Raw genomic sequence first — 11,170 nt, forward strand, 5'->3', positions numbered from 1 at the left:
TGCTAGGCATTTAATTACAAGGCTTTTGCTCTTCGATGATCCAGCCATGATTTTTAAAAACTATTTCTGAAAAAATTAAAATGGCACCAGCAAGTAAAATTAGCTCGTTAAGTGATATTACTTCTGCCATAAATACCCATCCCAAAATAAAAAATGCCAATATATCGAGATACCTGAAATACCAGGCTACTTTGCGTGTTTTACCGTAGGTTAGTTGGAAGCGTTGTACTAATTCACCTTCACACTCTAACGATATAACAGCTGAGAACTTAAAGAAGGGCCTAACACGTAAAGACAACTGGCAGGCTTTACCATCAATATTAAATTCATGAACAGATTTCGTTTTAAAGTTACGTGATTCTGCTATTAATTCACCGTCAACTTTCAGAACTTCTTTTCCAGAATAAGCAGAACCCCAGTATTCAATTAAATGTTCACCCAGATTGAAGTTGGCTTTAATTCCCTTGCTCATTGATACTGTAATGCCATCAGTGTTCATAAAAAATCTCCTTATCATTATGAATTTAAAATACTTAAAAAATAAAAAAACGGCAAGCTAGGCTTACCGTTTTGGTACTTTCAATGGGTAAAGGGTTACCATTTAAAACTAAAGGCGGATACCGCCATCAATTTCAACAACACGACCTGTAAAGAAGTCATTCTCTACAATGTATTGTGCTGTTTGGGCAATTTCTTCTGCTTCACCAAAACGACCCACTGGTGTTACCGCCATCATGCGTTGTTTTGCTTCTGGTTTCATTGCATCTGTCATCGCGGTGCGAATAACACCCGGTGCGATTGCACCAACACGGATACCAAAGCGACCTAATTCTTTCGCCCAACCCGTTGTCATCGCAACAACACCGGCTTTAGACGCTGCATAGTTTGTTTGGCCGATGTTACCAGCACGGGCAACACTCGACATATTAACAATAACGCCGCCTTTGCCTGACTCAATCATGTGGCTCGCAGCTTCACGACCAGCTAAGAATACACCGGTTAGGTTCACATCAATCACAGATTGAAATTGAGCCAACGACATTTTATCAACCACTTTGCCTTCTTTTGCTTTGATAAACATACCATCGCGTAAGATACCTGCGTTATTAATTAACACGCCGATATGGCCAAAGTCTTTGTTAATCGTGTTAAACGTTGCTACCACAGCGTCTTCATCTGTGACATTAGCAGCATATGCCATGACTTTTGTGCCATGCTTGGCAAGCGCTGATACTGCAGTATCAAGTACGTCTTGTTGCATATCGATAAGAGCGATGTTTGCGCCAAGCGATGCAAATTTTTCGGCCATTGCAAAGCCTAAACCTTGCGCACCACCGGTAATTACGATGTTGTTGTTTTTAATTTCCACAACAAACTCCTACTTCGAGAATAATTTAAAAATAGCGCTAAAATCATCACTACCCGCACCTTGATGCTGAAGCATAGTGTATAGATTCTTCGCCATTGACCCCATTGGGGTAGATGAATTACTTTGCTGAGCCGCTTCCATAGCTAGACCTAAGTCTTTCGCCATTAAATCAACCATAAAGCCCGGTTTATAATCATTACTTGCTGGCGCCGTTTCCATTACACCAGGGCATGGGTTATAAAGCTCAAGTGTCCAGTTACGGCCAGAGCTCGCAGTCATGATGTCACTTAACACTTTTGGGTCAAGCCCATTGTTTATGCCCATTTGTAGCGCTTCGCTAGTGCCAGCCATTAAAATGCTGAGCAGCATGTTGTTACAGATTTTTGCGACTTGGCCTGCACCAATATCACCAGCATGGAAAATATTTTTACCCATATCAACTAAAGCCAGTTTGGCTTTTTCAAAGTGACTTTGCTCACCACCGACGATAAAGGTTAAAGTGCCAGCTGTTGCTCCTGCAACACCACCTGATACCGGTGCATCAACAAAATCAATGCCTTTTTGAGCAAGTTCGCTACCCACTTGACGCGCTGATTCGGCATCAATGGTTGAGCAGTCAATCACCAAAGTTTTGCTATCAAGTAAGTTAATAAGACCTGTTTCGCCTAAGTAAAGCGACTTAACGTGTTTGCTTGCCGGTAGCATACTGATAAAAATATCAGCACCAATGGCACATTCAGCTGCATCGTTTGCAGCAATAGCACCTTTATCGGCAAGCTCATTAACCGCTGCTTTATTTAAGTCAAACACGCGAACTGTATGACCTGCATTGACAAGGTTTGCCGCCATTGGGCCACCCATGTTGCCTAAACCAATAAATCCTATTGTTAATTTAGCCATTTGTTTACCCCTTGGACTTAAGATGACGTTAATGAGTTAAGTGGATGAGATTGCTCATCCCAGCGTGCTATAAAGAAGCTATCTACAACTGCTTCGTCGATATCGCTAAGCGATTTAAACTGCCAGTTAGGTGCACCGTCTTTGTCGATTAGTAGCGCACGAACTCCTTCTTGGAACTCACCTACTTCGCCACAGCGAACCGACATGCCTAGCTCCATTTTGAAGCACTGTGCTAACGTCATCTCTTTTGAATTAGCTAATTGACGTTCAACAAGCGCACAACTAAGCGGACAACCATGCGCTAATGACTTTTGCGCACGGGTAAGCCATTTATCTTCGGTTTCTAAGCTTTGGATGTAGTCAACTTTGCCCTGCAGTGAGTCAAATTCAGCCAGCTTTTGAATAACCTCAAGGTTATCTTTTACGTTACCTTTAGGGACACGACCTGAAATATTATCAATAGAGATTAGAATGTTAGTCAGCTTTTCGTGATTTAATGAGGCTGTTTTTCCCCACTTTTCAGCTGTGATAGCCGTTAAAATAGCGTCATATTTATCTGCTGTTGCATAGTGATCAGCAAGATTAACAAACAATGCATCTTCAGCATTGATAGACGCCGCAGTTAACCCTAAAAATAAACCCACTTGCTCAGGCATTTTATGTAAGAAATAACTGCCGCCCACATCTGGATATAAACCAATGGTTAGCTCAGGCATTGCAATACGTGATGTTTCGGTTACCACACGGTGACTTGCCCCAGCCATTAAGCCAAGACCGCCACCCATAACAATACCATTACCCCAAAGTAATATTGGCTTTTCATAGCAGTGAATTAGGTAGTCTAATTTGTACTCATGGGTAAAAAAGTCTTCAATGTAGTTAGCAGGCTCACCTGTGCTCATTGCTTTATGTAGGCTTACTACATCGCCACCAGCACAAAATGCTTTTTCGCCAGCCCCTTTTAGAATAACCATGGCAACTGCGTCATCGTCAGCCCATTTTCTAAGCTGCGGCTCAAGCAATTGGATCATGTCGTAATTTAAGGCATTTAACGACTTAGGCGCATTGAGTGTCGCAATTGCAATGAGGCCGCTTTCGGCCTCTGCAGTTTCAAACACCACAGGCGCATCTTGATGATTTAGTAGTGTTACGTTAGTCATTAGCCATTTACCCAATTAGCTTTACGCTTTTCTAAGAACGCATTCACGCCTTCTTTTTGGTCTTGCGTATCAAATAATTGTACAAATAACTCACGCTCTAATGGCAATGCATGAGCCATAGGTTGTGTGCGACCTTTTTGAATAAGCTCTTTACATGCAGTCACAGCAACCGGGCTTTGTTCGCCAACTTGGTTAGCAAGTTTCATTGCCGCAGCTAAACTTTCGCCAGTGCCAACCACTTCTTCAACAAGGCCAATTTCACGTGCTTTGTCTGCTTTTAAGCGCTCACCACATAAAATCATGCGTTTTGCCCAGCCTTCACCAACAAGCCATGCAAGGTTTTGCGTACCACCAGCACAAGGCAACAAGCCAACTTTCGCTTCAGGAAGTGCCATTTGAGCTTGCTCTTCAGCAATGCGAATATCACACGCAAGGGCCACTTCAAGACCGCCGCCCATGGCGTAACCATTAATTGCTGCGATTGATACACCTCGGAAATTTGTTAATGCTTCAAATGCATCACCAAATACTTTTGACATGGTGGCAGCAACGCCTTTATCACCACTAGCAAACACGTTTAAATCGGCACCTGCACTAAAGAACTTTTCACCTTGACCTGTAATCACTAATGCATAGACATTTTTGTTAGCATTTAACTCAGTCACAGTGTCTTTAAGCGCGGTTAATGTATCTTGTGTCCAGGTATTCGCAGGCGGGTTATTCATGGTTAAAACCGCTACGTTACCTTCAATATTTAAATCAATCGATGGGTTAGACATAGGTTGCTCCTTATAGAATGTCGCCTGCTGACTCAGCTAAGATACGACGTGCGATAATCACACGCATGATTTCGTTTGTGCCTTCAAGAATTTGATGCACACGGACGTCTCTAAAATGACGCTCTAATGGGTATTCTTTGATGTATCCGTAACCGCCGTGAATTTGTAGTGCGTCGTCACAGACTTTAAAGCCAACATCTGTAGCAAAACGTTTTGCCATTGCACAGTAAGTGGTTTTTTCACTGTCACCCGTATCAAGTTTAAATGCGGCTAAGCGCACCATTTGGCGAGCGGCAACAAGCTCGGTGTTCATATCGGCAATTTTAAATTGCAGTGCTTGGAAAGCAGCTAATGGCTTACCAAACTGCTCACGCTCTTTTAAGTATTCGCGCGCAGTATTAAGAGCTGCTTGAGCTGTACCTAATGAACAAGTTGCAATGTTAATACGACCACCGTCTAAGCCTTGCATTGCAAACTTAAAGCCTTCGCCTTCTTGACCTAGCAAGTTAGCCGCAGGAATTCTGACACCTTCAAAGCTAATTAAACGTGTTGGCTGTGCATTCCAGCCCATTTTTTCTTCAGCTTTACCGTATTCAATACCTGCTGCATCAGCTGGCACAACAAATGCCGAAATACCGGCTGCGCCTTCACCACCAGTGCGCGCCATAACCACAAGTAAGTCAGTTTCCCCAGCACCCGAAATAAACATTTTAGAGCCTGAGATCACATACTCATCGCCCTCTTTAACTGCTTTGGTTTTTAGTGATGCGGCATCAGAGCCAGAACTCGGCTCTGTTAAACAGTAAGAAGCAAGTAACTCACCCATTACTAATTGTTCACAGTACTTGGCTTTAACCTCATCAGTACCAAAGCTTGCAATCATCCACGTTGCCATATTATGAATGGTCAACATAGCGGTCGTTGCTGTACAACCCATGGCAAGCTGTTCGAAAATAATGCTTGAATCTAGGCGAGATAAACCTAAGCCTCCCGCTTCTTCAGGGGTATATAAACCACAAAAGCCTAGCTCACCGGCTGCTTTAATGGTGTCTTTAGGGAAAATGTGTTCTTGGTCCCACTTAGCTGCATATGGAGCAAGTTCAGACTCTGCAAACTGACGGGCTGTTTCAGCAAACGCTTGCTGATCTTCGGTTAAATTAAAGTCCATAGTAGACCTCTATTTTGTTGTCTTATTCTTTAAAGAATTATTGTTGTCGTTTAAATGTGTGTTCTTTGAGCGAGCTTGTGCTCGCTCAGCAGTAAATTACGGCTTATTTAAGGTTGATACTCATGTTCGGACCTGAGGCGATATCATCCTCGAACCAACGTGAAGTTATTGTTTTCGTTTCTGTGTAAAAACGAATACCTTGCTTACCATAGGTGTGTTGATCACCGTAGAATGAGCCTTTCCAACCTGTGAAAGAGAAAAACGGTAGTGGCACAGGAATTGGCACGTTGATACCAACTTGACCTACTTCGATTTCATGTTGGAATTTACGTGCAGCAGCTCCGCTTGATGTGAATAACGAAGTACCATTACCGTACGGCGAGTTATTGATAAGCTCAATCGCCTCTTCAAGAGTATCTACAAACATACAAGCCAGTACTGGACCAAAGATCTCTTCTTTGTATAAATCCATCTCGGTAGTTACATCAGTAAATAACGTTGGACCAACCCAGTTACCTTGCTCGTAACCTTCAACAGTAAAGTCAGAGCCATCAATTAAACAAGTCGCACCTTGTTCTTTACCACTTGCGATAAGTGATAAAATACGCTCTTTAGCTGCTTTTGATGTTTGTGGGCCGTAAGCCGCGTTAGCATCATCCCATACACCAGGGCGTACGTTTTCAAAGCCTGTTTTAATTTCATCAACCCAGTCTTTTGCTTGACCAACAAACACAGCAACCGAAATACCCATACAACGCTGACCCGCAGCACCTACAGACGCACCTACTAGATTGTTTACAACATGCGATTTACTTGCATCAGGCATAATAACCATGTGGTTTTTTGCACCTACACAAGCTTGTACGCGTTTAAGGTTTGCAGTGCCTTTTGAATAGATGTATTCACCTACACCACATGAACCAACAAATGAAATAGCACGTACTGCTGGGTCTACTAATAAACGGTCAACTTGTGGTTTTGTACCATGAACAACTTGTAACACCCCTTTTGGTGCACCCGCTTCAACAAATAGTTCAGCTAAATGCATCGGTGTTAGTGGATCTTGCTCTGATGGTTTCAGAATAAAGGTGTTACCACACACAATAGCCAGTGGGAACATCCATAATGGGATCATCGCAGGGAAGTTAAATGGCGTAATACCCGCACATACACCTAGTGGCTGCATGTAAGAGTAAGTATCGATTTTACGCGCTACGTTTTCCATTGTTTCGCCCATCATCAGTGATGGTGCATTGGCTGCTTGCTCAACAACTTCAATACCGCGCCAAACATCGCCTTTGGCATCTTCAAATGTTTTACCCAGCTCATGACAAATAATCGTCGCAAGCTCGTCATGGTTTTCTTTTAGTAGTGCAGCGTATTTCATCATGATGCGCGCACGCTCAGAAATTGGCACTTCTTTCCATGTTTTAAATGTTTCTTTTGCAGAGGCAATGGCCGCATCCATTTCAGCATCTGTTGCACACGGAACTTGAGCTAACACTTCTTGGTTCGCAGGATTGATAACATCAATCAGTTGCGATGAACTTGATTGGGTAAATTCGCCGTTGATAAATAAAGGTACTTGGTGCATGAGGCACTCCTCCCCAGTGGGTATAAAGAGGCCGCAACATGATAGTTTTTAAAATACGTTGCGGCTGTGAGAGATTAAAATTCTAAAGCGATTAAATAACTTCAACTGCCATAGCAACAGCTTCACCACCACCGATACACAGTGAGGCGACACCCTTGCTAAGACCACGATTCTTTAATGCATGAATTAAGGTAACTAAGATACGCGCGCCGCTTGCACCAATTGGGTGACCAAGTGCACAGGCACCGCCGTTTACGTTTACTTTGCTTTCATCAAGTTTTAACTCGTTAATTGCAAGCATAGTCACCATGGCAAACGCTTCGTTGATTTCCCATAAATCAACATCATTCACAGACCAACCGGCTTTTTCTAAAAGCGATTGCATCGCGCCAACTGGTGCTAAAGTAAATTCGCTTGGTGCTTGAGAATGTGTGCTGTGAGCAACAATACGGCAAAGTGGTGTTAAACCTTGTGCTTTAGCATCTGACTCACGCATTAACACAAGCGCTGCTGCACCATCAGAAATTGATGACGAGTTTGCAGCTGTAATTGTGCCGTCTTTTTTAAATGCAGGACGTAAACCTGGAATTTTATCAGGACGTGCATTGCCTGGTTGCTCATCAATCGCAACAGTCACATCACCTTTGCGTGTTGAGATAGTGTGTGCGGCGATTTCATTATCAAATGCGCCTGTTTCAATTGCGTTATTTGCTTTAGTCAGTGAGCTAAGTGCAAAGTTGTCCATTTGTTCACGACCAATTGAATATTGATCGGCAGTATCTTGTGCAAAACAACCCATTGCTTTGTTGTCGTAAGCATCTTCAAGGCCGTCACACATCATGTGGTCTTTTACTTCGCCATGACCCATACGCATACCTGAACGTGCATTTGGTAACATATAAGGGGCATTACTCATGCTTTCCATGCCACCAGCAACCGCAGAGTTGATGGAGCCTGATTTAATTAAGTCATGGGCAAACATTGCAGCCTTTAAGCCAGAGCCACATACTTTGTTGATTGTTGTTGCGCCAGTGCCTTGATTAAGACCCGCTTTTAACATTGCTTGGCGTGCCGGTGCTTGACCAAGACCAGCTGGTAATACACAGCCCATGATCACTTCGTCAATCTTATCGGCAGATAAACCGGCTTGCTCTAAGCTACTTTTAATAGCTGTAGCACCTAAATCAGTTGCGTGAGCACCACTAAGTGCGCCCATAAAACCACCCATAGGGGTACGTTTTGCGGCAACAATAACAACGGCTTCAGTAGTCATAATTGGCTCCATGTAAGGGGTTATCATCATGTGTTCAAATCATGTGTAACCAAACAGTTAATTTGTTATAGTTTAAATTCGATTTAATTCAGCATACATAATATTTACGTTTACGCCAACGTAAATCTAAAATCAACTTTTTTGCGGTCGTTAAAACTGTAAACTTATCTGTATTTTGTTGTATTAAAAATCAAACATCTGCTTACAAGGCTAGATAAATAGAGCTTTTCAACAAATCCAACCAGTTATCTTTATAAGTCTAAAGTATAACTCCTAAATCCCCCTTTACCTTTACGTAAACTTCACTTATATTGGAGTTATTCGAATGAGGTAAATAAATCATGAAACAAGACAATCAAACAAACTTTGAAAGCGCAGCAGTTGAACCTGCTAGCAATGAGCAAACGTTTAGTATCAGCGAACTAGCAAAAGAATTTGATATTACCACCCGCTCTATCCGCTTTTACGAAGACCAAGGCCTGATATCACCTGAGCGCAATGGTCAAACCCGTATTTATTCAAAACGCGACAAAGTAAGACTAAAACTTATTCTACGCGGTAAACGCTTAGGTTTTACCTTGGCTGAAACGGGTCGTTTGTTTGAACTTTACGATGCTGATAAATCAAGCGCTAAACAGCTAGTGACTATGCTTGACCTTATCGCAGAGAAAAAAGCGGACCTAAGCCAACAAATGGACGACATTAAAGTTGTACTGATGGAATTGGTTACAGCAGAACGCCGCTGTCGTGAAACCCTTAATAATTTAGACGAATAACCTGACAACAATCTCGTCGACAGACTCTCACAGGAACACACATTATGAGCACTATTTCACTATACAAAGAAATGAACTTCGGACTTGGCGAAACAGCAGACATGATCCGCGATCACGTTAATAGCTTTGCTAGCCAAGAAATCGCACCACTTGCAGAACAAACAGATTTAGACAATGCCTTCCCTAATCAACTTTGGCCACAACTTGGCGAAATGGGTTTATTAGGTATGACAGTGCCTGAAGAATTTGGCGGTGCTGGCCTTGGTTACCTTGAGCACGTAATCGCAATGGAAGAAATTAGCCGTGCAAGTGCCTCGATTGGTTTAAGTTATGGTGCTCATTCAAACTTATGTGTTAACCAAATTAACCGTAATGGGTCACAAGCACAAAAAGAAAAGTACTTACCAAAACTTATCAGCGGTGAGCACATTGGTGCCCTTGCGATGAGTGAGCCAAATGCGGGTTCTGATGTTGTATCAATGAAATTAAAAGCTGAGAAAAAAGGTGATGTATTTGTACTTAACGGTAACAAAATGTGGATCACTAATGGTCCAGATGCCGATACCTTTGTTATCTATGCAAAAACAGATTTAAATGCCGGCCCTAAAGGCATCACAGCTTTCATCGTTGAACGTAACACTCCGGGATTCTCTACTGCGCAAAAGCTAGACAAACTTGGTATGCGTGGCTCTAACACCTGTGAATTAGTGTTTGAGAACTGCGAAGTACCAGCAGAAAACATTCTAGGTAACTTAAACGAAGGCGTAAAAGTACTTATGAGTGGCCTTGATTATGAGCGTGTTGTTTTAGCGGCAGGCCCGCTTGGCATTATGCAAGCATGTATGGACATTGTGGTTCCTTATATTCATGAGCGTAAACAATTTGATAGCCCAATTGGTCAGTTCCAGCTTATTCAAGGCAAAATCGCTGATATGTACACGCAAATGAATGCTGCTCGTTCATACGTTTACACGGTAGCTCGTGCATGTGACCGCGGCGAAACAACGCGTAAAGATGCCGCTGGCGCAATTTTATATGCGGCAGAGCTGGCAACTAAGATGGCCCTTGATGCTATTCAAATCTTAGGTGGTAATGGTTATATCAACGAATACGCAACAGGTCGTTTATTACGTGATGCAAAACTGTATGAAATTGGCGCAGGTACCTCTGAAATCCGCCGCATGCTAATTGGTCGCGAATTATTCACTGAAAGCCGATAGGACCTTGTTATGACGATTTTAAAATCGAGTGTAAATCCACACGATCCGCAATTTTTGCAAAATCACGACAACATGGCAGCGCTCGTAACTGACTTACGTGAAAAAGTAGCTGATATCCGTTTAGGCGGCGGCCCTGCCCTGATTGAGCGCCATCGAGGCCGTGGTAAGTTGTTTGTTCGTGACCGTATTGAAACGCTACTTGATGAAGGCTCGCCATTTTTAGAGATTTCACAATTTGCTGCCTTTGGCGTGTATGAACAAGCCATTCCTTGTGCAGGTGTTGTTGCCGGTATTGGTCGTGTGAAAGGCGTTGAATGTATGATCATCGCCAATGATGCAACCGTAAAAGGCGGTACATACTTTCCACTAACGGTAAAAAAACATCTACGTGCTCAAGATATCGCAGAACGTTGTCATTTACCGTGTATTTATTTAGTTGATTCAGGCGGTGCAAACCTGCCTGAACAAGATGATGTATTTCCCGATAAATTACACTTTGGCCGTATTTTCTATAATCAGGCTCGTATGTCTGGTAAAGGCATTCCACAAATTGCAGTCGTAATGGGTTTATGTACTGCAGGTGGTGCTTATGTACCAGCGATGGCTGATGAAAGTATTATCGTAAAAGAGCAAGGCACAATTTTCTTAGCAGGCCCGCCACTGGTTAAAGCGGCTACGGGTGAAGAAGTCAGTGCTGAAGAGCTAGGTGGTGCTGATGTTCACTGTAAAACATCTGGTGTTGCCGATCACTATGCTGAAAATGATGCCCATGCACTTTCTATCGCGCGCCAATGTATTGAACGAATCAACTATCAGCGCCCTACTGCACCGTTACTTGATGATGTTAAACCGCCGCGTTACGACATTAACGAAATTTACGGCATTGTGGGTACCGACCTTAAAAAGCCATTTGATGTACGCGAAGTAATTG

General features: G+C 42.8%; 11 protein-coding genes. 3 read left to right on the plus strand and 8 right to left on the minus strand.

The features are described from left to right. Positions 1-10: 10 nt before the first annotated feature. The 8 genes from L1264_RS12905 to L1264_RS12940 form a co-directional block, all read right to left on the minus strand. Positions 11-499 carry a hypothetical protein gene (locus L1264_RS12905; protein WP_199526477.1) on the minus strand — a complete coding sequence of 163 codons (489 nt, stop codon included), beginning with the start codon at positions 497-499 and terminating at the stop codon, positions 11-13. Positions 500-607: 108 nt separating this feature from the next. Next, complete coding sequence (locus tag L1264_RS12910; RefSeq protein WP_105180499.1) at positions 608-1,369, minus strand: SDR family oxidoreductase; 762 nt, start codon at positions 1,367-1,369, stop codon at positions 608-610. Between the two features lie 9 nt (positions 1,370-1,378). After that, positions 1,379-2,269 carry a 3-hydroxyisobutyrate dehydrogenase gene (gene mmsB, locus L1264_RS12915; RefSeq protein ID WP_063705355.1) on the minus strand — a complete coding sequence of 297 codons (891 nt, stop codon included), beginning with the start codon at positions 2,267-2,269 and terminating at the stop codon, positions 1,379-1,381. Positions 2,270-2,286: 17 nt separating this feature from the next. Then, positions 2,287-3,429: an enoyl-CoA hydratase/isomerase family protein gene (locus tag L1264_RS12920; protein ID WP_199526476.1), complete on the minus strand. Its 1,143-nt coding sequence runs from the start codon at positions 3,427-3,429 to the stop codon at positions 2,287-2,289. Further along, the gene (locus L1264_RS12925; RefSeq protein ID WP_105180497.1) at positions 3,429-4,208 is read right to left on the minus strand and encodes an enoyl-CoA hydratase; all 780 of its coding nucleotides are present in this window, start codon (positions 4,206-4,208) and stop codon (positions 3,429-3,431) included. The genes L1264_RS12920 and L1264_RS12925 overlap by 1 nt, the downstream gene beginning before the upstream one ends. Before the next feature lie 10 nt (positions 4,209-4,218). Next, positions 4,219-5,376 (minus strand): acyl-CoA dehydrogenase family protein, encoded by a 1,158-nt coding sequence (locus tag L1264_RS12930; protein WP_199526475.1) that lies wholly within the window; start codon positions 5,374-5,376, stop codon positions 4,219-4,221. A gap of 103 nt (positions 5,377-5,479) precedes the next feature. Then, positions 5,480-6,970 carry a CoA-acylating methylmalonate-semialdehyde dehydrogenase gene (locus L1264_RS12935; RefSeq protein ID WP_235404102.1) on the minus strand — a complete coding sequence of 497 codons (1,491 nt, stop codon included), beginning with the start codon at positions 6,968-6,970 and terminating at the stop codon, positions 5,480-5,482. Positions 6,971-7,061: 91 nt separating this feature from the next. Then, positions 7,062-8,243, minus strand: coding sequence for a thiolase family protein (locus L1264_RS12940; RefSeq protein WP_199526473.1), 1,182 nt, complete (start codon positions 8,241-8,243; stop codon positions 7,062-7,064). 341 nt (positions 8,244-8,584) lie between these two features. Between L1264_RS12940 and L1264_RS12945 the strand changes: the two genes are divergently transcribed. The 3 genes from L1264_RS12945 to L1264_RS12955 all read left to right on the plus strand — a co-directional run. Continuing rightward, positions 8,585-9,019 (plus strand): MerR family transcriptional regulator, encoded by a 435-nt coding sequence (locus L1264_RS12945; RefSeq protein WP_036968456.1) that lies wholly within the window; start codon positions 8,585-8,587, stop codon positions 9,017-9,019. A gap of 44 nt (positions 9,020-9,063) precedes the next feature. Then, positions 9,064-10,239, plus strand: coding sequence for an isovaleryl-CoA dehydrogenase (locus L1264_RS12950; RefSeq protein ID WP_135924632.1), 1,176 nt, complete (start codon positions 9,064-9,066; stop codon positions 10,237-10,239). 9 nt (positions 10,240-10,248) lie between these two features. Beyond that, positions 10,249-11,170, plus strand: a 922-nt coding sequence (locus tag L1264_RS12955; protein WP_328256135.1) for a carboxyl transferase domain-containing protein, incomplete at its 3' end; no start/stop codon positions are given.

Origin of the sequence: Pseudoalteromonas sp. APAL1 (assembly GCF_021532475.1) — a bacterium.
GTDB classification, from domain to species: Bacteria; Pseudomonadota; Gammaproteobacteria; order Enterobacterales; family Alteromonadaceae; genus Pseudoalteromonas; species Pseudoalteromonas lipolytica_C.

Excerpts from the sequence above, each read along its gene's own strand:
- mmsB (WP_063705355.1), bottom strand. The coding sequence starts at position 2,269 with ATGGCTAAATTAACAATAGGATTTATTGGTTTAGGCAACATGGGTGGC.
- L1264_RS12945 (WP_036968456.1), top strand. The coding sequence starts at position 8,585 with ATGAAACAAGACAATCAAACAAACTTTGAAAGCGCAGCAGTTGAACCT.
- L1264_RS12920 (WP_199526476.1), bottom strand. The coding sequence starts at position 3,429 with ATGACTAACGTAACACTACTAAATCATCAAGATGCGCCTGTGGTGTTT.
- L1264_RS12930 (WP_199526475.1), bottom strand. The coding sequence starts at position 5,376 with ATGGACTTTAATTTAACCGAAGATCAGCAAGCGTTTGCTGAAACAGCC.
- L1264_RS12925 (WP_105180497.1), bottom strand. The coding sequence starts at position 4,208 with ATGTCTAACCCATCGATTGATTTAAATATTGAAGGTAACGTAGCGGTT.
- L1264_RS12935 (WP_235404102.1), bottom strand. The coding sequence starts at position 6,970 with ATGCACCAAGTACCTTTATTTATCAACGGCGAATTTACCCAATCAAGT.
- L1264_RS12950 (WP_135924632.1), top strand. The coding sequence starts at position 9,064 with ATGAGCACTATTTCACTATACAAAGAAATGAACTTCGGACTTGGCGAA.
- L1264_RS12940 (WP_199526473.1), bottom strand. The coding sequence starts at position 8,243 with ATGACTACTGAAGCCGTTGTTATTGTTGCCGCAAAACGTACCCCTATG.
- L1264_RS12905 (WP_199526477.1), bottom strand. The coding sequence starts at position 499 with ATGAACACTGATGGCATTACAGTATCAATGAGCAAGGGAATTAAAGCC.